At 58.8% G+C, this 21,857-nt stretch carries 28 protein-coding genes and 2 pseudogenes; 14 read left to right on the forward strand and 16 right to left on the reverse strand.

Annotated elements, in window-relative coordinates:
- The first annotated feature begins 207 nt into the window (after positions 1-207).
- The gene (locus tag I6F37_RS03835; protein ID WP_225150278.1) at positions 208-468 is read left to right on the forward strand and encodes a hypothetical protein; all 261 of its coding nucleotides are present in this window, start codon (positions 208-210) and stop codon (positions 466-468) included.
- Between the two features lie 20 nt (positions 469-488).
- Here I6F37_RS03835 and I6F37_RS03840 read toward each other — a convergent pair whose 3' ends face one another.
- The gene (locus I6F37_RS03840) at positions 489-626 is read right to left on the reverse strand and encodes a hypothetical protein (protein ID WP_225150280.1); all 138 of its coding nucleotides are present in this window, start codon (positions 624-626) and stop codon (positions 489-491) included.
- A 570-nt stretch (positions 627-1,196) separates the two neighbouring features.
- On the opposite strand from I6F37_RS03840, the gene I6F37_RS03845 reads away from it, so the two are divergent.
- The 4 genes from I6F37_RS03845 (at position 1,197) to I6F37_RS03865 (ending at position 4,698) form a co-directional block, all read left to right on the forward strand.
- Entirely contained in the window at positions 1,197-1,694 is a 498-nt protein-coding gene (locus tag I6F37_RS03845; RefSeq protein ID WP_225150283.1) for a colicin E3/pyocin S6 family cytotoxin, read from the forward strand.
- A 666-nt stretch (positions 1,695-2,360) separates the two neighbouring features.
- Positions 2,361-2,576: a hypothetical protein gene (locus tag I6F37_RS03855; protein ID WP_225150285.1), complete on the forward strand. Its 216-nt coding sequence runs from the start codon at positions 2,361-2,363 to the stop codon at positions 2,574-2,576.
- Positions 2,577-3,744: 1,168 nt separating this feature from the next.
- Positions 3,745-4,476 (forward strand): Crp/Fnr family transcriptional regulator, encoded by a 732-nt coding sequence (locus I6F37_RS03860; RefSeq protein WP_225150287.1) that lies wholly within the window; start codon positions 3,745-3,747, stop codon positions 4,474-4,476.
- A gap of 6 nt (positions 4,477-4,482) precedes the next feature.
- A complete protein-coding gene (locus tag I6F37_RS03865) occupies positions 4,483-4,698 on the forward strand; it encodes a hypothetical protein (protein WP_225150289.1) in 216 nt (71 codons plus the stop codon).
- A gap of 140 nt (positions 4,699-4,838) precedes the next feature.
- On the opposite strand, the gene I6F37_RS03870 is transcribed toward I6F37_RS03865, so the two are convergent.
- From I6F37_RS03870 to I6F37_RS03880, 3 genes are all read right to left on the reverse strand, one after another.
- Positions 4,839-5,174, reverse strand: a complete 336-nt coding sequence (locus I6F37_RS03870; protein WP_225150292.1) for a hypothetical protein — start codon at positions 5,172-5,174, stop codon at positions 4,839-4,841.
- A complete protein-coding gene (locus I6F37_RS03875) occupies positions 5,174-5,443 on the reverse strand; it encodes a DUF1488 domain-containing protein (protein ID WP_225150294.1) in 270 nt (89 codons plus the stop codon). Before I6F37_RS03875 ends, I6F37_RS03870 begins: the two co-directional genes overlap by 1 nt.
- A gap of 205 nt (positions 5,444-5,648) precedes the next feature.
- Complete coding sequence (locus I6F37_RS03880; protein WP_225150297.1) at positions 5,649-6,512, reverse strand: transglutaminase family protein; 864 nt, start codon at positions 6,510-6,512, stop codon at positions 5,649-5,651.
- A 319-nt stretch (positions 6,513-6,831) separates the two neighbouring features.
- Here I6F37_RS03880 and I6F37_RS03885 point away from each other — a divergent pair.
- Positions 6,832-7,047, forward strand: a pseudogene (locus I6F37_RS03885) (alpha/beta fold hydrolase); the annotation flags it as partial.
- 158 nt (positions 7,048-7,205) lie between these two features.
- Here the strand turns inward: I6F37_RS03885 and I6F37_RS03890 are convergent.
- Positions 7,206-7,502 (reverse strand): hypothetical protein, encoded by a 297-nt coding sequence (locus I6F37_RS03890; RefSeq protein WP_225150299.1) that lies wholly within the window; start codon positions 7,500-7,502, stop codon positions 7,206-7,208.
- Positions 7,495-7,761, reverse strand: coding sequence for a hypothetical protein (locus I6F37_RS03895; RefSeq protein ID WP_225150301.1), 267 nt, complete (start codon positions 7,759-7,761; stop codon positions 7,495-7,497). The genes I6F37_RS03890 and I6F37_RS03895 overlap by 8 nt, the downstream gene beginning before the upstream one ends.
- Before the next feature lie 352 nt (positions 7,762-8,113).
- Here I6F37_RS03895 and I6F37_RS03900 point away from each other — a divergent pair, with 352 nt between their 5' ends.
- Positions 8,114-8,464 (forward strand): hypothetical protein, encoded by a 351-nt coding sequence (locus I6F37_RS03900; RefSeq protein ID WP_225150303.1) that lies wholly within the window; start codon positions 8,114-8,116, stop codon positions 8,462-8,464.
- A gap of 1,427 nt (positions 8,465-9,891) precedes the next feature.
- Here the strand turns inward: I6F37_RS03900 and I6F37_RS03905 are convergent.
- Positions 9,892-10,071: a hypothetical protein gene (locus I6F37_RS03905; protein ID WP_225150305.1), complete on the reverse strand. Its 180-nt coding sequence runs from the start codon at positions 10,069-10,071 to the stop codon at positions 9,892-9,894.
- A 364-nt stretch (positions 10,072-10,435) separates the two neighbouring features.
- The gene (locus tag I6F37_RS03910; protein WP_225150307.1) at positions 10,436-10,660 is read right to left on the reverse strand and encodes a hypothetical protein; all 225 of its coding nucleotides are present in this window, start codon (positions 10,658-10,660) and stop codon (positions 10,436-10,438) included.
- 812 nt (positions 10,661-11,472) lie between these two features.
- On the opposite strand from I6F37_RS03910, the pseudogene I6F37_RS03915 reads away from it, so the two are divergent.
- The 5 genes and pseudogenes from I6F37_RS03915 to I6F37_RS03935 all read left to right on the forward strand — a co-directional run.
- Positions 11,473-11,646, forward strand: a pseudogene (locus tag I6F37_RS03915) (Ada metal-binding domain-containing protein); the annotation flags it as partial.
- 151 nt (positions 11,647-11,797) lie between these two features.
- Entirely contained in the window at positions 11,798-12,619 is an 822-nt protein-coding gene (locus I6F37_RS03920; protein WP_225150309.1) for a VOC family protein, read from the forward strand.
- Positions 12,620-12,636: 17 nt separating this feature from the next.
- Positions 12,637-13,497: a VOC family protein gene (locus I6F37_RS03925; protein ID WP_225150311.1), complete on the forward strand. Its 861-nt coding sequence runs from the start codon at positions 12,637-12,639 to the stop codon at positions 13,495-13,497.
- Between the two features lie 694 nt (positions 13,498-14,191).
- Positions 14,192-14,734, forward strand: a complete 543-nt coding sequence (locus I6F37_RS03930; RefSeq protein WP_225150313.1) for a TonB-dependent receptor plug domain-containing protein — start codon at positions 14,192-14,194, stop codon at positions 14,732-14,734.
- A gap of 5 nt (positions 14,735-14,739) precedes the next feature.
- Positions 14,740-15,081, forward strand: a complete 342-nt coding sequence (locus tag I6F37_RS03935) for a hypothetical protein (protein WP_225150315.1) — start codon at positions 14,740-14,742, stop codon at positions 15,079-15,081.
- A 13-nt stretch (positions 15,082-15,094) separates the two neighbouring features.
- Here I6F37_RS03935 and I6F37_RS03940 read toward each other — a convergent pair whose 3' ends face one another.
- From I6F37_RS03940 to I6F37_RS03975, 8 genes are all read right to left on the reverse strand, one after another.
- Positions 15,095-15,439 carry a hypothetical protein gene (locus tag I6F37_RS03940; RefSeq protein WP_225150596.1) on the reverse strand — a complete coding sequence of 115 codons (345 nt, stop codon included), beginning with the start codon at positions 15,437-15,439 and terminating at the stop codon, positions 15,095-15,097.
- A complete protein-coding gene (locus tag I6F37_RS03945; protein WP_249795192.1) occupies positions 15,415-16,164 on the reverse strand; it encodes an MFS transporter in 750 nt (249 codons plus the stop codon). Before I6F37_RS03945 ends, I6F37_RS03940 begins: the two co-directional genes overlap by 25 nt.
- A gap of 455 nt (positions 16,165-16,619) precedes the next feature.
- Entirely contained in the window at positions 16,620-17,003 is a 384-nt protein-coding gene (locus I6F37_RS03950) for a YidH family protein (RefSeq protein ID WP_225150317.1), read from the reverse strand.
- Positions 17,004-17,156: 153 nt separating this feature from the next.
- Positions 17,157-17,594, reverse strand: a complete 438-nt coding sequence (locus tag I6F37_RS03955) for a DUF302 domain-containing protein (RefSeq protein WP_306469103.1) — start codon at positions 17,592-17,594, stop codon at positions 17,157-17,159.
- A 32-nt stretch (positions 17,595-17,626) separates the two neighbouring features.
- Positions 17,627-18,157 (reverse strand): c-type cytochrome, encoded by a 531-nt coding sequence (locus I6F37_RS03960; RefSeq protein WP_225150319.1) that lies wholly within the window; start codon positions 18,155-18,157, stop codon positions 17,627-17,629.
- Position 18,158: 1 nt separating this feature from the next.
- Entirely contained in the window at positions 18,159-19,436 is a 1,278-nt protein-coding gene (gene soxC / locus I6F37_RS03965; RefSeq protein ID WP_225150321.1) for a sulfite dehydrogenase, read from the reverse strand.
- Between the two features lie 165 nt (positions 19,437-19,601).
- Positions 19,602-20,177, reverse strand: a complete 576-nt coding sequence (locus I6F37_RS03970; RefSeq protein ID WP_225150323.1) for an isochorismatase family protein — start codon at positions 20,175-20,177, stop codon at positions 19,602-19,604.
- Positions 20,178-20,415: 238 nt separating this feature from the next.
- Positions 20,416-20,928 carry a Dps family protein gene (locus tag I6F37_RS03975; protein ID WP_225150325.1) on the reverse strand — a complete coding sequence of 171 codons (513 nt, stop codon included), beginning with the start codon at positions 20,926-20,928 and terminating at the stop codon, positions 20,416-20,418.
- Positions 20,929-21,183: 255 nt separating this feature from the next.
- Here I6F37_RS03975 and I6F37_RS03980 point away from each other — a divergent pair, with 255 nt between their 5' ends.
- The gene (locus I6F37_RS03980; protein WP_225150327.1) at positions 21,184-21,453 is read left to right on the forward strand and encodes a hypothetical protein; all 270 of its coding nucleotides are present in this window, start codon (positions 21,184-21,186) and stop codon (positions 21,451-21,453) included.
- On the forward strand, positions 21,419-21,805 hold the full coding sequence (locus tag I6F37_RS03985; protein ID WP_225150329.1) for an isochorismatase family protein: 387 nt from the start codon (positions 21,419-21,421) through the stop codon (positions 21,803-21,805). The genes I6F37_RS03980 and I6F37_RS03985 overlap by 35 nt, the downstream gene beginning before the upstream one ends.
- Positions 21,806-21,857: the final 52 nt, after the last annotated feature.

Consider the following 21,857-nt stretch of genomic DNA (forward strand, 5'->3'; position numbering starts at 1 on the left):
ACCGCTAGCGGCTTGTCTCTTGCTCCGTTCGTCGGAATCTATTCGCATGGGCAACAAGTCACGCGAAGTAGTCTGGGGCGGCCGGATCATGGAAGCGAAGATCCACGCTCAGGGAGCCGGGAGCGGCGCCGACCAGGCCGCTCGCCAGCCGGTAGCGCTCCCATTGAGCGCATCGTTTCACAGACGTTGCGGGATGATGCCGGGCTCGTGCCCCTCAAGGCGAATGAACTCGCGGCGCAGATCTGCATCCGGCTTAGTGTGTCCATGGCTATGCCGACCAATCCTCACCTGAGCGGCTATCGGATTATTCGCAGCACGCCGCCTTCGGACGGCACGTTTCGAAAAGCGGTGTCAGCCAAGATTGCCGACGTCAATGACGCGGTCGCGTGGGAGCTATGGGAGCTAGTGTACGAGCGGGGGCAGGATCTGACCCCTGCGATCGCGGACAAGCCATCGTGGATGAGGTAGAGCCGCCAACTGAGGCGGCCTTAATTCATCTTGCGCCGTCGTAGCTGCTTGATGATCTCGCGGAGGTCGGCGGCGTACTCCTCGATGACGCGTCGCGCCTCCTCCAGCCGGGCGGGCTTGGATTCCCTGGCATCAGTCTGGTTGTTAGGCTCGGCCATAGTCAATCGTTGCCCCAGCGCAGGCTGGACCATTGCGTTAGATCAATCGTCCCAAATGCGCTCGCCGCACTGGCACTGATAGAGCCGCACGGTGCGGCCCTTAATTGGGTCCAAGAGTGATTGCGCCAATCTCGGGAAGGCTGCGCAGGTTGGGCAGCGTCGGCCATGGTCCTGCGTCTGTTGCTTGGGAAGATCGGCTTCCTTCTCGTCTGTCATGACTCACCCAGCCAAAGGTGAGTTCCTAAGTACCAAAGTGGACAGTGGTTCCTACCTCAAAAGCTAATTAGGACACTCCAAATCTAAGTTAGGACACTGGGGGGTCAAATACGGACAGTACCCGATGTTGGGTACTGTCCTAGTCAGGACCACCCGCTCTGGCAGATTAGGACAGTGAAAATATTCCTATGTGGGCCGCACAGCGGCGGATCGGAAAGGGGAGAAATTGCCACAGGGTAGGGAAAAATTGCCCATCTCAGCCGTTATCCGCGACATCAGCTGGGAGTTTTGAATTGTGTTCTCAAGGATTCGTGAGATGCTGGAACCCCGAAAAAGAACGTCAATGGGGGGAATTTGTGCGCTTACAAGACGCCGCCAAAAGCGTTGCCTGGCTTCCCCAAGGCGATAGCGGCCAAACCAAAGACGCCCATCACCAAGAATGGAAATAAACTGCGGAAGCGATGGAAAGACCCAGATGGCACACTTTATGAATGGGATTACCAGCACGGCACCGTAGAGAAGTACGACAAGCAAGGAAGACATCAGGGCGAGTATCGGCCCGATGGTAGGAAAATAGGACCACCCCGGTATCAACCGAAGGATTCGGCCATGAAAGCATCGCACCGTTTAGTTGGGTACGATCGTCGGACCGAACTAGAAAAATTCGAATTGCCAATTTCCGAGCGTCTGTTTGGAGAGGTCCGAACGGTTGTCAAAATTGATGACGACGATCCAGAAGCTGTAGGCTGCTATGAGCTAACAAGCGATCAGGCAAATCTGATCGCTTCAATTGTGCATCGGAGAAATCCACCTACTGGCCTCGATTTCTTTCTTGAGGCTTACGCAGATTAGCTTTTCCCGCCGCTGATTACGGTGAAGTTGCGGCTTACACGCACCGGCTTGTTCGGCTCCAGCGGCAACACCGCAGCCGATCCGCCCCCTATGGCCTCCTCTTGACCGAGGTGAAGCGCATGCCTCGCCCACCGCTCCAAGATGTAGCGGCTTGCCTGAGAGCGATCCCTGCGGAATCAGTAGGGGCGTGGCCACCGCCAAAGGTCTCGGTCGCATGCCCCGCCCGCGCAACGCCATACGCCCACCCACCACGACGGCCGGCCGATGAAAATTACCTTCGGCCAGATGCGCGCGATGGGCTTGCGCGGCATCCTGGTCTACTACCACTGCGGCCATCACATTGCCTTGGACGCAGATCAGTGGCTGGACGAGGTGCGGCTTTCGGATATTGAGCCGCGCTTTGTCTGTCAGGGCTGCGGCGCTCGCGGCGCCGATGTCAGGCCCGACTTTGAGGCGGCAATCCCCGGCTTGCCATCTTGGGGTCGCCGAAGTTGGGATCCAAGAGGCCGCCCAACTGAGGCGGCCTTGCGCCCTCGCGGCCGGGCTCGGCACGGACAGTACCACTGAGGCACTCTGTCACACTTCCTGATTGAACATTTTGCTCATTTAATTATTAAAGATTTAATAACAGATATATAATTTGATCTATGTCCCGCGGAGAGTGCAATGGCTAGTCGAGAAGATGATGACCGCCGCGAATTTCTGAAGACCTGCGGCAAGTTCGCCGCCGTGACGCCCCCGGCCATGACGCTCCTGCTGTCAACGTCCCTCACGTCGGATGCAATTGCCAAGTCCGGCGCTGGATCGGTCAATGGCAACAATGGCAAAGGCAACGGCGGCGGTGACGGCAGCCCCAACGGCAAACCCGACAAGGACCGCTGACCGAAGGACGGTCGCGGCCGGAACCATTCACCATTTGCCAAGTTTTCCCGGTGCCCTTCCCCAAGGATACCCAAAGTGACGCGGCCCCAGCTCACCGCCCCCTGCGAGCTGGGGCCTTTTTGCTGCGAAGACCTCAGCTCATTCCCATTGCTGAGGTCTTTTCCCCGCGGCGCAGCGCACACTCGATAGGAACGTGCACCCGTCCCGTCGATTAATCCGCCAACACCTGCCGGACAACAGGTGGTCTCTGCGAGTGCCCCAGCCGTCCCAGACAGCGGCTGGGGCTTTTTCTTTTCGCATCTGGCCCGTTGCTTCGCGCGGCCAAGTTTAGCAAAGCCCACGAGATAGGAACTCCCTTCATTGGCCGACTTTGATTCCACGTGCGCCCAGGCGCATCAGGCTAGGCTATCTCCCTTAGCCCGAGCGGCCCCAGCCCTGGGTCACTGATCCAGGCCTGGGGTCGTTCTTTGTCGGGGGCCCGCGGTGCGAACGACGCTTTCAACCTTACGGGTCAGACAGGTCGCACACCTTTCATGCGGCGGAGGAGCTGCGGAGCGCTTCGTCTCTCCCACAGTCCGGAAAAGACTGTCTTCGAACGCGGAGCAAGGGATTTGCTTGCCGCACACGCTAGTTTGCGCTGGCCAGCATGAGCGACTGACCACCTCAATCCGCATTCCCGCTTTCGGCCCGCCTGTGAAGTTGCGCCCAGGTTGGGAAGGTCGCTGATCGTGCGGCAGTGGACAAGATTTGCTCGACCTGAGTTCTTCGCAGGTTGGCCTGAAGCGCACATAGGCTGTGACAAGGCAAACCACGTTTCAACAGGTAGGAACGACTCCGCAAAGCAAAGATTGAGAAGTTGGTCTGTGCCGTGATCTAGACACGGCACCCACCCGTGACGACCCGTCGTCAGACGCGCGTTTGGCGACGGGCCGGTTCTCGCCTACCGGCAATCGCGCCACATTTAACAGGTAGGAACGTTCTAACTTTCGTGTATTATACGTCCAACTCTCTTAGTGGCGGACTGCTCCCCTCCGCTAGGACCGGTCTACGTCGTCGATCTGGCGTCTGCCGCACGATGCGGCCTTTCGGCGACTTAGGTTCGTCGCTCCGAGGTTTTTCAACCCAGCCTCAAGTCGATGGTCTTGGACTTCGCCATCGCGCGTGCATCATGCATCCCACCGAAATGCTGACCCGCAGATTGCGGGTTGATAGCCGTCTTAGCAACGATGAAGCAACCGCACTCCGTTCTCTACCTTTGGAGATCAAAACCCTTCCCCCAGACACCTATCTCGTGTTGGAGGGAGATCGTCCCAACCATTCCTGCTTGATCATCGAGGGGTTCGCTTCCCGGTCCAAGGTCGCGACTAACGGAAAGCGGCAAATCCTTTCCTTCCACATCCCGGGCGACATTCCAGATCTTCAGAGTCTGTTCTTGAAGACCATGGATCATGACCTCGTTACGATGTCCCCGGCAACCGTCGGCTACATCGCGCATTCTGCTCTCGAACGTCTGATCGGGACACATCCGGCCGTTGCTCGCGCCCTCTGGCGGGAGACGCTCATTGACGCTGCCATCTTCCGTGAGTGGATCGTCAACATGGGGGTCCGACCGGCCGCCGCACGCATGGCGCATCTTCTTGCGGAGCTGCGGCAGCGCATGGCCGCGGTCGGCCTATCAAACGGAGAAGAGTTCGAGTTTCCGGTCACGCAATCAGAGCTCGGGGAGGCGCTTGGGCTGAGCACTGTCCACGTCAACCGAGTCTTGCAAGCCTTCCGCGCAGGGCGGGTTCTTGACCTTCAAAAGAATTTCGTAACGATTGAGAATTATGAGAAGGTCGTTGAGGCATCCGGCTTCGATGACAGCTACCTGCACTTGGCTAGGAACCCTCCATCATCCTGAGCCGCGATGCGCTTCTATTTCACTCAACCCGGAGACCTTCCGGATGACGAAGGTGTGGAGTTCGCCGACCAGGAGTCGGCGCTGCAAGAAGCCGCCAGGACAGCGCTGCTATTGGCGCGCGACCAAAAGAACATCACGGAAGAACTCACTTTGACGGTTTCATCGGACGAAGGCCCGATTGGCTGCGCGACCGTTAGAGTATCGGTTCGACTAGCTACTTAGGCGGATGACCTTGTGCCCACCCCTCTGGCTCGGGCGGCGAAGCCTAATACGGAGAAAGACTCCTTCGGTTGGACTGGAAACGCGCTTCTCATTGCACATCAACGAAGAGCGTTTGAACGCACATCGGAACGTGGGTGAGCTCATGGGACACGCGTGTTCGGCCGCACGTTGAGCCGTGCGAGCTCTCGACGCTCATCATCCGACAATTGCCAGTCTTCGCATTGACTATAGAGCTGCTTGAAAGCGTCGTGCAGCTTGCTTCGGGCGACCTTTACCATCTCGGTGTCGTCAAACTCGCGAGAGTTGAGGAAGATGGGTAAGGTAAAACTGGTTTGATCGCGGTCAAATCGAAACGTCAAACCCATGTCCTCGCCTCGCTCATTCGGCGAAATCATCTCGATGCGTGCGAGTGTAATTTTAAAGTTAGCCATTGATTCAACTTGCGGAAGCCGCGCCACGGTTGGCTTATTGTTCATCAGGCCACTTTTGAGAATTGGCTGGCGACCAGATCATAAGAGCCCCTGCTGCCGCGCACATAGACCTTTGCGGCTGTGGCGCAGATCACATCGCGATTGCGGTCGAACGCATTCAGGAAGTCCGCTTCGTGACAGGCGCCCGGCTGAAGTCGCTTCAGGGCGTCTTCCTCAATGAAGAATGATGCCTCAATCGCACTGTCCGAGCCCCAAAAATGCACAGCACGTCTCGTCCGGTCATATGAGCGGCTTTGATTTGGAAACTTGATCATACGGCAATCCAATCCAGGTTAGCAGGCGCCTTGTCGTGCGATGTTCGAAAAGGCAGCTGCTCGTCTGTTGTCCCCTTCCTCAGGGGAGTGGCAGACCGAACCTTGCTCCAGCACGGTGGCACCGGGGGCGATCTGCCCGACGATAGCGCACACTCAGCTGCCCTAATACAATTGGCTTTCGACCAAGAAGTTGCTCGATCGCGAGCTATGACGTGACCAGAACCTCAACCGACATACCAGCGAAGGCATCGGTGCTGCCGATGTAGCTGCCCGACACGGGCGCAATCCGTCGGATGTCGCGAGCCACCGCGATGGGAACCAAATTGAAGCCGCCTAAGCTGCGGTTCGTCGGGTCAAACGTGATCCAGCCCGCTCCCGGTACGAAGATCTCGGCCCACGCATGCGTTGACCCTGCTCCGCCGGAGCCAGCACTTTGCTGGTTCGGGTTGTACAGATAGCCGGAAACTATCCTCGCTCCGAAACCCAACACGCGGGCCGCCTCGGCAAACAACACCGCCAGATCCCGGCATGAACCCCAGCCACGGCTCAAGGTCTCCAGTGGCGTTTGTGTCCCTTCTTCCTCACGGCTCTGATATCGAGCCGCTGCTGAGACCCCGACGCTCAGGTCTTTGAGCAGCGCTAATGTGTCAGTCTGGCTTCCGCGAACAAACATCTGTGCCCATCTGCGCAACGTCCCATCGGCGTCCGCAAACTGCGGAGTGGCCAAAGCGCCAAGATCAGTCCAATCGTGATCGGAATAGAGAAAGGGGTAGGATATTGCCGAGGCTGCGATGTCGAAAATCGGCCATTCAACCGAGGCGAGTTGAAGCTTGGCAACGCTGGAGATCACCAAAGTGCTGGCCTTCATGGGAAACGTGGCAGTCGTGACTGCATTGCCGAACACGTCGCTGGCCCAGCTTAAGACCGCATCAGGCGCCGTCGAGATGCGGTTGGATAGCAAGCGAACATCTCGGCCCTCGCGCGGACGAAGCATAAGGCGATGAGGAAGAAGGCTCACCGGCTCGTTGAAGCGATAAGTCGTCGTATGCTGAATGTGTAGGGTGATCAACGGCAACTCCCGCCGGCAGCCGCGCTGGCGTCTCGGTCGGCCCATTCCGACGATGGCGCCAGGTCGCTGGCTTCAGCTGGCCTGTCTCGGTTCCGAACGTTCGACCTGACGTCACGGCGGTGTTGACTGAGGAACGAAGTGGGGCCCTGTCGGTTCACTCCACCTGCAACATTTCTCACTGCCTGAGGCATCGTGCAGACCCACCGAGGTACTGCCAATGACCTTCCCGCATGCGCATTTTCCCAAGTTCCTGTCCACCTGTCTGGTCGCGCTCCAGCGTCACCCTGCGCTTGCCACCGTTGCTGGCGCAGCTACTCTCATGGCGGGCGCCGCGCTCATCACTCGACAGCGTGCGCAGAAGGCGCAGCGCGATAATCCTCCACAAGGGCGATTTATCGAGGTCAGCGGCGTCCAGTTGTACTATGTTGAACGCGGCAGTGGTCGGCCTCTCGTTCTCTTTCACGGGAACGGCAGCATGATCCAGGATTTCCAGTCGAGTGGCCTGATTGATCGCGCCGCTGAAAATTATCGGGTGCGCGAAGTGGCAGGAGGGAGTGCATCGGAGAGGTCGATGTCGTGCAAGGAACCTCTTGGCTCTGTCACGCATCGAGAATCGGACGATGATCCGGCATGCTCGTGTTTGACAAGTAATCACTGGTCAACGCGACCGCACTCCATTCTGTGTTATTTGCCTCAGCCCTCTCCGCCGAGCCGGATAAAATCATCGAACAGCGCCGATACCAGGGCGCGGTGGCGCGTGTCCTCGGCGGGTAGGCTCGCAACGTAAAGGTTGAGCAGATAGCGCGCCTTCACCGCCGCCTCCGGCCATGAGGTGGCGGGCACCGTCATCAGGCGGTTTTCGAGATCGGACTCGCGTTGGCGCAGCTCCCTGACATTGTTCTCGACCTCGGCCAGCGCGCGGCGCAAATCGGTGGCCTTCTGAGCGGCCATGCCGCGGTGCTTGTCGAGATCGACCGTCTGGTCAGTCATTGGCGGCGCTCGCGTCCGCCGCTTGCGCGTTCGCAAGATCGACCGAGCCGATCGACAGCATCTCCGTGACGCCGCAAACGCCTCCGGCGGGCACGGTGATCATCGTGGCAACGCGGCGATAGGCCGAGAAGGTCAGGCCCTCGATCGTCTCCTCGTCCGTGACGACCTCGTAGGCGCCGGCCGGCAACAGGCGCTCGATGCCGCGGATACGGAACGGGCGCTTGAAGTGGACGGTTTCTCGCCGCGAGCGGATGGTCATGCACGCCTGCCTTTCGCAAGTGAAGCCCCAACCGATGCTGGCGGTCGCGACCATGCGCCCTTCGCGCCGCAATAGCCAGTACTATCGGGCCCCGCTGGCAAACAAAGATGTCACAGCGGAGCCATCGCCCGCCCGGCATTTAACGCTCGCTATTGGCTCGGCACGGGCTTAGGCTCGCTGCCATCACCGCGCATCTCAACGGCTTCGACCGGTGACTGAGGGTCACGTGTGCTCCCGCCGAAGGCCCCGCAGGAGCATTTGATGTCGCGTGTTCGTATCTCCGAATGGATCGTGCCGCCGGTGATCGTTCCGTTGTTTCTACTGCTTCTCGTGTGCGGAGCCGCCATCCTCAATGGCTAGAGGAACCCGGGTGCCGTATCTGGTCAGTGGGACCAACGAATACGGAAGCTCCAATCTCGGCCGCGGCAGTGCGGCAGTCGCGCTGCGGTTCGCACGGAAGCTGCTGCGCGAAGGCTACATGGACGTCAGGGTCTGCACCCCGCGTGGACGGGTTCTGCAGCCGGACGAACTCGACGAACTCAAACCGCAAAAGGAGAGCGACATGGCGAAGGGCCAGCAACGTGGCAATCGCGAAGCCAAGAAGCCGAAGAAGGAAAAGGCCAAGGTGATCGCGGCGGCGCCGAGCCGCAAGGAAGCCGTTTGGCAGCCGGATTTCGGGCCCGCAAAGAAGGCAGGGAACTGACACCCGGCAATGGAGTGTAGTGGTCCTAGCCCCCTTTCTACCCCCCTTTCGGAACATGGCCCGGCAGATCCTCTCGAGGACGAATCAAATAGGAAGGACGTTCAGCATGACAATGGCTAGAACAGGTACATGGAAGGCCGCGCTTTTCCTTACATCAGTGGTCGGTGCAGCACCGGCGGCTTTCGCCGCGGAGCCGAACTGCCGTTCAATCGAAAGCACCAGCGCGCGCCTCTCCTGTTACGACGCAGCCTTTCCTCCAAAAGCGAGGAAGCCCTCCGGGACCAGTGCCGACTCATCGTCGGTCGAAAAGGACCCTTTCCTTGCGGAAGAAGCTCGCACCTCAGCGAAGTTAAAAAATATTTGCCGTGGTTGCTGAGGTTGGATCGGCTTCAAGGCGACAATAGTAATCGCGCCCAGCTTGAAGCGAGAGCAGTTAGCCAGCCAGTGACCTCAAGCAGCCTGCAGATAGTTCCTGCAGAATCGAAACAAAGTGCTCGCTATTGGGCAAATAAAGGCGCACTGTCTCACCACCATCGAGCGGCCCTCAGCATCTATCGGTGGCGTGAACGCAAAATGCGCTCCCGCTCAACCCCAAGCGGAGCGTCAAACATGCCGACTCAACGGTCCCCAGGACAATCCTCGACATTCGAATACCGCCTCGCGCAGGAGGCGATCAACCTCCGCCTACAGGCGAAGGGGATGCCCGCTGGCGTCCGCCGCACGGAGCTTCTGCGAAAGGCCAGGCAGATCGATGCTGCCGGAGAGGTCAACAAGTGGCTGACCTCGCCGGGACTACAGCCGCCATCTTGAATTTAGGTCTCGCTTTTGTCCGACCTGATGAACTTCAGCATGCCACGAGAAGACCCACCTTTATCGGGATTTTACTCTCACCCTCCCGAGGCTGGAAATCCGCCGCCTGCGCTTTTATTTAAGCGGGCGGCGTTTTTCTTGAGCTGGAAAGCCGTTGCACGCACCGTCAAGCGGCTGATCCCGATTCCTTTGGCTTCTAGGTACGCCGCTGGGAGAATAGCTTTAAGCTTAATCACCTTTTCGGATCCTTAGGTTACTATCGGTGACTGAGAGCTGGTTGCTCCCGCCTGCAAGCCGCGGGTGCGCCTGTGCAAAAAGTGCGACCAGATAAACAACGAGATTGAACAGTTCCGCAGGTTGATAGCACCGGGAATGGACGCGCTTAGCTTGGCGATGATCCGATGCGCAATCGAATTGCTCGAAGATGATAAGGCGGCCTTTAAGTGCCGCGGGAGCGCGCGCAACTAGGTGCGCCCTCCGTTCGCAATCTTAGTCGATGTCGCCTCTTGGCCCTTCGCGGCCGTGCTCGCGCGTTTCGTCGGCGTCCGCTTCTAGCGGCTAAGCGGACCTACTTTTCCCTACGCGGCGAATAGGTCTGGGCCGGGAGCCGGCCTTGGTCATCTGATGAACGTCCCGGTCTCGTGCAGCTCGACCTCACCCGCACTGTTTCGCAACTGCGATGCCGAAACGAAACTCCTCGCCCGTGCCGCCCGTCTTCCCATCTTGATGAAAGTCTTGTTGACCAGCTCGAAGCGGCCGCCCTGCACGGGCTCGATGCTAGCGGCGATCTCCACCACCTTTCGAACCGCGGCCTCGGAGGTGCCGACGGAGAGATTCAAGTCGCAGTGACGGGCACCTAGGCTGCGAGATCGAACGTCGCAATCAGAGCACGGACCTCACCCGCCAATTGGCGATAGTGCTCGCTCGCTCGCAAATAAAAGCCCCGATTGCTCTCATTTGCTCTCTTGGCAATCAATTCGCATTCAGCAGCAAGGCTCTCATAACGCTCTAACTTGGCTTGAAAATCCCTCATCGAGCCGCCCAACTATTTACAAATAAGGGAGCTGACGTTATTCGCGGATTTGTGGTGCGGCAAGAGGGTTGGACTATGCTGCGTTGCAAATTCGAATGCTCTGCCCGCGCCGGTGGGGCCGGCCAGCATCATTCTGCCGCGTGCAGACCTTGCTCCGTGGGCTCATAACGAAGCCCGCGCTTCACGAGCCAGCCACCCTCGACCATTCTCTGTGCTAAGGGCATGGAGCACACGGGCTGATTGCCGCCGGGATGATAAAGACCGTCATTGCGCTCGACGAGAAAGCCGTAAACGCGCGCGAGCCGCAAGGGCTTGAGCATTCCGGGGAATAGAACAACTGGCTCGTCCTTCATGCCTCAGGCAAGTGGCTGGATGGGCAGTCGTTCCCGAACTCCTCGTATAACGGCTCTGCCTATCTCGAGCCCCGCCGCTAAAAGCGCACGGGAGCATCTCCTCAAACCGGCGAACGTCAGTGCAACACACGAGCGGCTTCTGCTAGCCGGACCTTCTCTCGTAAATCCTCGAGCTCCCGGAGCATTTTCACGAGATCGGGCATAACGTGTGCCCGCTCCGAATTTTGTGTCTTTTGTCCCATCGTTACACGCTTCCCATGGCACGTTGACGACGAGCCACATCAAAGGCGCCCACCCGCAAATTTTCTCCTGCAGGCGGAATTGCATTTTTAACGAATTAGCTGAGCGGCGTTGGCGCGGTGGCACTCACTGGGTGTAGTGCGTGCGGCCTTTCCCGGTTGTCTCATATCGGTTTACACAACTTATTTTAGAAATCTGCATTTGGAGCGACCGATTGGGAATAAGCATAGATCGATCGTTTCGGCTTGTGGGCGTCTGAAGAACCGGATGGCCTTGGAGAATATGCGAGACCTTCGGCGCCAATTGCTCGAACAGTTACAGTCCACATAGGTATTAACCTGACCGACTCTCGTGACGCTCTACTTGAGGACCTCCGAGTGATCGAGGATGGACTGGAGCAGCTCCAGCCGAGGCAGTGACAAGCAGTCGGCCATGCTGGGGCCTGAAAGCGAGGATGCCGGTCACGCACGCACCATTGCGACGACGTTATTCCCACTGAAGGCGGAGTGGTTCTCTCTTAGTCGGTCACATTCATCCGCGAACCATTGCGCCAGCTTAAGTCGCTTCTCTTCATCTATTGCAGACCCGTGTGTCCCGTGCGACCCGCCAAGGCACAGAACGTGACATTTTATCTTTCGGCAGCTGCGGCGGAGCAGGACGGATTTCGACCCTGCCTCAGATGCCGCCCCGAAACCGCACCGTTCTCTCCTGCGTGGAAAGGCTCGCGGACCACAGTGGAGCGCGCAACAACGATCCCAAATGGTTCGACCATCTGTTCGGGCTCTGGCGGCAGATGATCAGGATCTTCATCGAAGCCGAGCAAAAACGAGGGCGGCTGCGATGAAGGCGAACGGGATAGCGCCGTTAGTCACGTCCGTTTGCTACGTCCGCCACTCGGTGGATGAACCGCAGACCTGCGCGCGCTTTGTCTCCGATATCTTCGGACTGCAACAGGTCGCGAGCCGGGACGGCGAGCTTGCCTTTCGCGCGGACGATCGCTTCCGCACCGTGAGCCTCAGCCGCGATCATGACGACGGCACCAGCATCGGCATTGAGGCCTGGGACGATGCAGCGCTTCAGGAGATCGGCGAACGGCTGCGCGCGCGTGGCTTTAGCGCTAGATCGGCCAGTCCGGAGGAATGCCAGCGACGGTATGTGCAATCAGCCCTGCTGACGGAGGACGCCTCCGGAAACCGGATCGATCTCGTAACCCGCCCCACACGAAGCGGGCGACGCTTTTTTCCACCCCGCGATGCCGGCATCGTGCAATTCCATGGCATCGGCCTGCGCAGCATCGATCACGAGCGCGATCTCGCCTTCTGGCGCCTGCTCGGCGCCGAGGTGACTGATTGGGTCGGTGACATCGCATATCTGCGTATCGACCGCCTGCATCATCGCATCGCGCTCTATCCGTCGCAGCGCCGCGGACTGCTCTACGCCGCCTTCGAGGTCGAGGCGCTCGATCAGATCATGCAAAACAGCTACTTCATGGAGGACAATCAGGTGCGAATCGTGCAAGGCCCCGGCCGGCAGCCCGCCTCGCAGCAGATCTTCCTTCATGTCGAAGGACCGGACGGGCTGATCCTGTCCTATGTCACCGGCACGGCCAAGATCGGCGATAGACCACGCCCTGCCCGGCAATTTCCGCTCACCGCAACCTCGCTCTGTAATTGGGGCAGCGAGAGCAAGGGGGTTCCCGAGTTGAGCGCCAAGCGCTAACTGAACAGGAGAGAGGCATGATCCAATTGAAGGATGTGAGCTATGTCCGCCTGGGATCGCCGGATCTCGAGCAGGCCGCGCAATTCGCCACCACTTGCCTCGGCCTGCAGATCGCCGAACGCGGCAAGGCCGATCTCTACCTTAGGTCGGACGAGCGCGCGCATACACTGTGCTACTTCGAAGGCGATCCGAAGCAGCAGACGGTCGGCTTCGAGGTCGAGGACGAAGCAAGTCTCCAGGATGCGGCTGCCACGCTCGAGAAGCTCGGCCACGCCGTCCACGCCGGGACCAACGGCGAGGCCGAGCGGCGCAAGGTGAAGGCATTCATCGGCTTCAGTGACCCCACCGGCAACCATATCGAGCTGGTGGTGCGGCCTGAGCGCAGCGGGCGCCGCTATTTCGCCAGCCGCGACGCGGGCATCACAGGCTTCAGCCACGTCGGGCTCAACTCAACCGATCCCGCGCGCGACGAGCGGTTCTGGACCCAGGTCTGCAACGCCCGCGTCAGCGATCGCATCGGCGACATCCCGCTGATGCGCGTCAACGCCATCCATCACACCATCGCGCTCGTCCGCGCGCCACAGGCCGGCATCCAGCACATCAATCACCAGGTCGAGGACAGCGACGATGTGCTGCGCTCCTACTACTTCCTGAACGAACAGCGCGTGCCGATCGTGTTCGGTCCGGGGCGCCATCCGACGTCGGGGGCCCGCTTCCTCTACTTCAAAGGACCCGATGGAATGATCTTCGAATACTCGGTGGGCGTCGATGAAATCGAGGACGAGGCAACGCACCGCCCGCGGCAATTCGGCTTCGAGCCAACGAGCTTCTGCATGTGGGGCTCTAAACCAGCTGGCATGACACTTCCCATCAAGTAGCAAGTCACCCTGCAGTCGGGGCAGCATCCGACGAGGACACATGGATCTGGGATTGTCGCGCATCTTTCATTATCGAAGCCATTGAGATTGACCGAGAACAATTTGCATGGTCGCGCATTTCGATGTCGTCGCAACGCGCAGGTCCACCTTGAGACTGAGATCTGCCTGAGGTGATGGCCTGGGTAGTCAGCGACCCTACGTAGCTACGAAACAAGATCATCGATCGGTATCAGGCGTCGTTGGTGAAGGACGAGGAGTATTTTGTGCAGCGTTCGGCACCTTTCCCCGACGCATTTCGTAAAGGCGCGACGTCCAACTCGTCGCATGCTGCCACGGTACGGGCGGAGTCGCAGCAATGCCACAGTAGCGGCAAGACGCATATTCTTTAGACGCATTCAACGCTTCTCGGTCTGCATGTGCCCATAAGTCTGCGTCTGAAATTGTTTCTTACCGGGGATTGGAATGCTGGGTTGGGATGCCGTGAGGCGTGGTTTTCTGGCGACCTGCAGATTGTTCGTGTTGGATGCAAGACTTGACGGCAAGAGTTACGCTCAAGCCCAGCTGCCTCCAGTGACAGTCGAGGCTCCAAGGCAGGAGCAAGCGCGCCGAGCGCAGAGCGCGCGGCGTGGTGCCGCGGGTGATCAGCGACGATCGGTGCGGAGTCCGAATCCGCGCAGGGCGGCGCAGGTTGCCGGTGTCGAGCACGACACTCCAGAGTGCGACCGGTCCGGTCCAGGGCTTCGTCGCAACGCGTAGCGCCACCGGCACCAAGACGAACACGCCTCTGATCGAGACGCCGCAGTCGGTCTCGGTGGTGACGCAGGACCAGATCCGCGATACCGGTGCGCGAACCGTCGGCGAGGCGTTGGCCTACACCGCCGGCGTGCAGACGCAGCCATACGGCTTCAACCCGCGCTATGACCAGTTTCTAATCCGGGGATTTGCCGCCAACCAGTACGGCAATTATCGGGACGGCTTGCGGCAGGGCAACGGCTCGTTCGCCTATTTCCGCAACGAACCCTATTGCGCCGAGCGCATCGAGGTGCTGCGCGGACCAAGGTCGGTGCTGTACGGCGCCAATGAGGCCGGCGGCATGGTGAACTATGTGAGCAAGATGCCGCTCGATAAGCGCCTCAACGAGGTTAGTCTCGATATCGGCAATTTCGATCGCTATCAGGGACGTTTCGACTTTAGCGGGCCGACCCGATGTGGCGGTATTATCTGCGCAACCCGGTGACGTGCGTGGTCACCAATAATCGTCTCGGCGATCCCGCCTTCGACGAGCTGACGCAATGGCAGGCCTCGTTCGGTTACAGGCTCGACCATCGTGTCAACGAGGCACTGGCGTTTCGGCAGCATGTCCGGATCGGGCATGTGTCGTTCGAGGGCAACATGGTCGATGCCCTCAGCCTGTCTCCCGACGGCCGCACGCTCAACCGCTATGGCGCGACATACCGCGAATGGCTGAATACCTTCAATGTCGACAACCAGATTGAGGCCAAGCTGGTCACGGGTCCCGTCAAGCATACGGTCCTGGCCGGCGTTGACTATTTCCGGCAAGGCGCGACAGCGGCTTGTGTTTGACGAACCCCCCAGCTCACGCAGGTCGGGCGCTATGTAGCAAGCCAAGCCATAGCAGCGTAATAAACGCGAAAATCGAGATAAAGAACGCCAACCAGAGAGCGGCTTGTGGTCCCGCCGATGTCACGATCGCGGCAAATGCCGGCGGCGCAGCGGCAAATGTAAAGTTCAAGAGGACAGCCATCCGCGCAGATGCACGCGCATAAGCACCAGGAGGGAATAGCTGGAGAGGCAGTGTTGCGCGGGCAACAGCGGTAATACCACTGGCGACACCATAGAGGGTGGCGAAGGCGATAGCACTGCCGAAGCTGCTACTTAGCAGCAGAACTACAAAGCTCAGCGGGAACAGAGCCGAGCCCACCAGGCTAACCGTGGGTCTGACCAGCGTCCTCCAATGAAGAAGTCCACCATGCGCCCGGCCCACTGGGCGACACCGATGAAGGCTGCCGCCGTGAGGGCGGTGGCGTGATCAAGACCCTTGACCTCGAACAGAATGATGATCGTCAGCGCAAATCCCCACGTAACAAAGCCGTTGGCGGCAAAGCTCGTCGCGAGCAGCACGAAACGGGCCGAGTCAATGGATAGTCGAGTTGGAGTCACGTCATCTTTTGCCGGGCTCCTTCGCCGTCGCGCCAGAGCGAACCAATGCAAGGGCATGCACACGATAAGCAGAAGGGCGGCATAGACCATCGTTGTCGTGCGCCAGCCCCATTGCGCTCGTAGGACAGCCGTTAGCGGCCACATGATCGTCGATGTAAGGCCGCCAACAATAATCAGCACGCTGAGTGTCTGTCGGGATTTCTCGCCGGCTACTTCCGTTACCGCAATCTGCGCTGGAGTGGTCAACATGCAGGCACCAGCACAGCCAAGAACGACCCACGAGAGGAAATATGTCACCGGACCGGTTGCTGCGCTCATGATCAGAAGGCCGGCTGCACCAACAGGCGATCCCAACGTCATGATCGGCCGAGCACCATAGCGTTCAAGCATGTTGCCGAGCGGCCAGGATATGATGCCCATCACCACCAGCATGGCTGTCGGGCCGGCCATTATGGCGGAAAGAGGAAGGTCGAGATCAACTGCCATGAGAGGGCCCGTCACGGCGGGCAGCCAGAACGTGGCCCCCCAGCCCAGAAGCTGAGTGAGCGAAAGAGCAACTATAACGGCGGCCGTGCGTGAGATGGCGGGCATTCGATAGGGCGATCGATCTTGATCAACAGCATGATGCTGCAGATAAATCAATCGACCTACGACTTGTTTGTAACCGGGGGATGACTTTCCAATAGCGTGCTCTTAACCCGCGCCATTGGTCCTGATCAGATAGTGGACCTCACCGCACCGACCGTGAGATCAACGCCAGAGACCCCCGTCAAGTCGCTGAAGCGCTTCGATACACCTTTTCCGATCAGTTGAGGCCGAGCCGCTGACTAGATCAAAGATTCCCGGGACACCGCCCCATGTTCAGCGGCTGAAACACAAGAGAACGGGAACCTGTATGGCAAGGGGCACCGCGGCGGCAATCTTTGGACGGTCGGCGCGTGTCACTGGAGGGTGACATAGGCGACAATGGCCGCCGTGGTCAGAGCAATAGCTATGATGAATTCACCGAGCGCGCCCCTCACTGAATACCTCTCCTCGGCGTCGATAAGTCTTCCGATTCGAATATAGCGCCCGGTCGCCAGTCCGATTAGGGCAACGCCTACGAAGATCAGCCCGGCTCCGTCATAGTGCCCCAGGAATCCCGAGACGCTACGTTGTGTCAGGCCGGCGATGGCAAGTGCGGTTCCGGCTCGCGCCTCCAGTGCCCCCATGAATAGGTTGAGCTTCTCAATAGCGAGACCAAATCCGATGGTCGCAATGCCCGTCCTTAGCCAGGCGAGAAAGGTTCTCTCATTGGCGGAGTGGTCCGAATATCTGTCGATCATCGCAGGGATCTCCGATGGATGCTTCGAACACTAGGTGCAAGGTAGTCGACCGACCTCAGTGACGACGAACCACCTTCGAGGGCCACTTGTCACTGATCTGATCTGCCCCACCATCTGATGCTCCTTATCGACGATCCGCATGAAGACGCCCATCTAGGGCGCTGTTGTGGCTTTGACGGCGATCTCCTTGAGCGCACTGCTCATAGCCTCAACGACAGGTTTTCCGCCGCCCCCGATCACATGCCTGTCGGCAAGGTAGCCCGGGTCGTTGTAGGAAAGATGTGTAATGCCGCTATCATCCTGCCAGACCAGCACCTTTAACGGCAGATCGATTCCGATCGTCTGCGCCAACATCATCAATGGCGTCCCGCCCTTGGCGGCACCGAAAATCAAGAGATCCGTTGGCCGCAGGGGGAGGCCGACTGCGGCTGCGCCGGCAGCATGATCGACGTGGGCAAATACAGTCATACCTTTCGATTGAACCTCGGCTTCGAGCCGCCTCATTGTCTCTTCCGGTCCGAACGCACTGCGCAGAGTGATCAACCCGTCGGCGGACATTGCGTGATCTCCAATCAACGTTGTTATGACCATGCCAAGGACGACCGTCTTCCACAGCTTCTTCTTCATCGTTTTATGAAAAGCTTGGCAGGGTCAAACGCGGGATCCGGCACGAAGCCATTTCTGTTAGGCATCTTGACGCTCGGCAGGGTGTTGCGATCGAGTTTGCTACCCGGCGGCACAATGCCGTTCAGGCTCAGGATGTATGCTGCGACTGCATATACGTCGTCGTTGTTGAGTGACCCCGGCGCCTGGTAGGGCATGGCACGGTGAATATAGTCGAACAAAGTCGTTGCGTATGGCCAATAACTACCGACGGTCTTGACCGGGGCTTGCGAGGAGAGCGTTCCCTGTCCTCCTACCAGTTGGTCCTTGATACCTCCGACGCCGTTCTCGCCGTGGCAAGCGGCACAGTTTTCTGCGAAGACAATCTTTCCTCGCTTGACGGTACCCGCTCCTGGAGGCAATCCCTTTCCGTCCGGTCTGACATCGATATCCCACAGCGCGATTTCGTCCGCGGTCGCCTGACGCCCGAAATCGTAAGCGAAAACGGGGGAAGCGAGAGCGAGTGCTGCCACCGGGGCAACCCACGCCATTCTAGTCGAGCACATTGCGTACCTTCCCGTTCTTGTCGATGCTCCAGGTCTGCTGGGCGTTATAGTGGAACAGCGCGTTAGTCCCGACGGCTGCGATGAAAGATTTTCGGGTTGGTTGGACATTGCCCTTGTCGTCGGTGGAGCGGCTTACAATGTTCGTCGGCTTCCCGTCCCAGACCCAATCCATCTGGAACCGGACTTGCGCCTTGGGCAGCGCCGGGCGATTGAGCTGAGCATTCATCCAGGTCTTCGCCCCATCAGTTGAGACTTCTACCCTCGTGATACTTCCGTGGCCGCTCCAAGCCAGCCCTGTAATCCGCTGATAGCCAGGCTTTATCGTCATCGTTCCAGAAGGTGATGCGATGACAGAGTTGGTGTCCATCCTAAGCTGAAACTGGGTTGCCTTGCCGTCCGCGTGAAGCTGCGTATATCGAGCGGTTTCCCATCTTGTCATCCAAGGCTGGTCACCGAACTTAAGGCGTCGCAACCATTTGATGTTGAGATTGCCTTCGAAGCCTGGCATCACAAGGCGCATCGGAAAGCCGTGCGCCGGCCTTAACGGCTCCCCATTTTGGCCGTATGCCACGAACGCTTCGTTCAGAATCTCATCGGTGAGCGGGATGCTCCGCGCAACGCCGGCCGCGTCGCCTCCCTCAGCCAGCATCCAAGTCGAATTCTTGTCTTTACCCACAAGGTCGACCAGAAACTTCAAAGGTACACCAGTCCATTCATTGGTGCTGACAAGCCCGTGAGTGTTTTGGACCGTGAGATTTTCGTCCGCTTTGTGCCAGTTCTCCCATCCATTTCCGGTGCATTCGATGAACGCCGCACGAGACATCGACGGCATCGACTGGAGATCGTCGACGCTGAAAACCAGCTGCTTTCTTGCCATTCCGTGTAGGAGCAGCCGATGCTTGGCGGGATCCAAGTCCGGAGCTCCCGAATGGCTTCGCTCGTAGTGAAGATCTGTGGGTGTGATGCTCCCGAACAGCTTGTGGAGTGGCACCTTCGAATTGATGGCATCGCTCGGATCGACGTTACGTTTGCCTGGACCGGCCTCCGGAATCCTTCCGATCTTAACGAACTTCGATCGTTCGCTGCGCGCACCAAGGTCGGCACCGACTTCCCGCGGCGGCACGTCCGCGAGGGACTCGCCGAACGCTTGGCCGGCTATTAAACTTCCTGCCAATCCTCCGGAGGCTGCGATAAGGCTTCGGCGCGACACGGGCTCAATCTCGTGCGGCCGGTCGGTCGTCAAATCGCGCTGTTTCCTCATCATACATCTTGCTCCTGGACCCTCGGCCGGACTCCGTCCGGGTCCGAGAGTTGTACGCCGTCGGCCTGGCGAACTCGCCGAAGACCCCGTGAATGCGCCTGGCCGCCGCCTCCAGCGGATGCAGGCCGAAAGCGCCCTAGGCACCGCGCATAAGCGCGATGAGTCCCATCAATGATAAGCAAGAATGCCGGAGAGCTTCTGTCCAAGCGGGGTCCGCCAATCAACCGCAAGCTCTGAGATCAGCTGATCATGGGTAATGATGGTAGCCCCGGCCCTTTCCATGCGGCGCAAAGCAATATCGTCACCATACTTCGTATACGAAGCCGAAGCATCCGCCGCGACCTGCACCTCATATCCCTCATCGATCATCTGCAGCACCGGGAAGAGAACGCAAATCTCCGTGGTGATCCCAGCCACGATCAGCTGCTTGCGTCCTAGCGCCTTGACGGCCTTGTTGAACTCATCGTGGTGCATTGCATTGACGATTCCGGGCCGTTTGATTCGCCTCTCATACGCCTCAGGCAGGATCTCCTTGAGTTCAGGAATTAGTGGGCCTTGGACATGATCTTCCATGCTTACCGTGAGGAGAACCGGGATGCCTGATCCTGCGGCGATCTTGGCGAGCTTGACGGCATTCGCCTTGACGAGATTGATGTCATGAGAGTGCGTCCAGGACATTGTGCCGATCTGATGGTCGATCAACAGCATCGCCGCATTTTCGGAGGTGAAGACGTTCTTGTGCATCGCTAAGGCCTCTTTCTTTTTTCACTGGTTCGAAGTCCCGGGAATATTGTTTCCCTCGATTATACGGATCTCGGGGCTCCCGCCGTCCTGTGCACTTCAAAGGAAACGAAGTTGGGCGGTCACGGCAAGCATCCGTAGGTATGATTGAGAACGATGCTGAACCGCCGATCGCTTGTTCGCTCATCGCGGCCCAAGGGTCTCTTGAGCAGATCCTGCTCGGCGGCAAACGGCAATCGCTTTAGTCGGCTTCCCTCTCGGAGGTCTCAAGCAGAAACCACGTGCGGCGCTCCGCCTCGTCTATAAAAGTCTCCAGCACGCTGGCTGTCGCAACGTCCCCCATTTCGTCCACGGCTTTATGAGCTTTGCGCATCGCAGCGGCGAACACCTTGTTGTCGTTCATCAATTCGCAGAGCATGGCAGATGACGAGACGTATGGCTCATCATTGTCCTTGATTGTCTGCAACTTCGAGATATGGCCGATTGAGCGCAATGTAGTGCCGCCCACTTTTCGTACGCGCTCCGCCAATACGTCCGTCGTGGCGAAGATCTGCTGGGCTTGATCGTCAAGCAGGAGGTGATAGTCACGAAAGTGTCGGCCACCGACATGCCAATGAAAGTTCTTGGTCTTCAGATATAGCGCATATGCGTTCGCCAGCAGCACGTTGATCGCCTTCGCGATACTTTTGATGTCATTCTTCGAGTAGTCGGTCGGGGTATCGCGTTCGTTCAGTTGACTATTGAGTGCAGCCATTGCGAGGACCTTTCCATCGTGTACGTTTCACAAAAGCGATGAACCCTTCCTCTTCAGCAAGCATCCCTAAGTATGATTGGGCAGTGTATCCAGTCGAGCCGCTGGCAGCCGGCGACGAGACTGTATCGGCCCACGACGTTCCGCGTTGGAGGACAGTGAGTTGCGCGACGGCTGGCTAGTGCCGGGGCCACCCGGTCGGCATCTTCCCCCAAGAGGAATGCGGATGATCCGCATCCATTCTCAAAGGAACAGGCCATGTCGTACGACCGCCTTACAGCAGATAACGCCGCCGTCCTCTTCGTCGATCACCAGACCGGGTTGGCTAACGGCGTCCAGACCCAGAGCCCTCCGGAGTTCATCAACAATGTGAAGGCGCTTGCCACGATCGCGGAGATCTACAAATTGCCGGCAGTGATCACGACGAGTGCCGCCGACGGGCCGAACGGTCCGATCATGCCGGTAGTTTCGGAAGGCCTTCCGAAAGCGGCCTTTGTTCATCGTCCTGGTCAGATCAATGCAATTTGACAATCCGGAGTTCGCTGCTGCGGTGAAGAAGACTGGGCGCAAGAAGCTTCTGATCGCAGGCATCTCGACGGACGTGTGCGTTGCTTTTGCCGCTCTATCCGCCCGCAAGGAAGGCTATGACGTTTATGCCGTGCTGGACGCGTCGGGCACTTGGAGCAAGCTAGTTGAGGACGCCGCCGTCGTGCGCATGGTGCAGGCGGGCGTCGTTCCGATCACCTGGGTGGCGGTGGGCGCGGAACTTCTAGGGACCTGGCAGTCGTCGACGGGCGAAGCACATGCCAAGCTGATGAGTGATCACCTGCCGTTCGCTGCAAACAACATGTCCGGATATCTCGCGGCTAAGGCCAAGTGACCCTGGACAGCAAGAGGCGCTCGAAAACGCCATCCGCCGGCCGCAGAGGCGG

Origin of the sequence: Bradyrhizobium sp. NBAIM08, from assembly GCF_020193935.1 — a bacterium.
In the GTDB taxonomy this organism is placed as follows: domain Bacteria; phylum Pseudomonadota; class Alphaproteobacteria; order Rhizobiales; family Xanthobacteraceae; genus Bradyrhizobium; species Bradyrhizobium yuanmingense.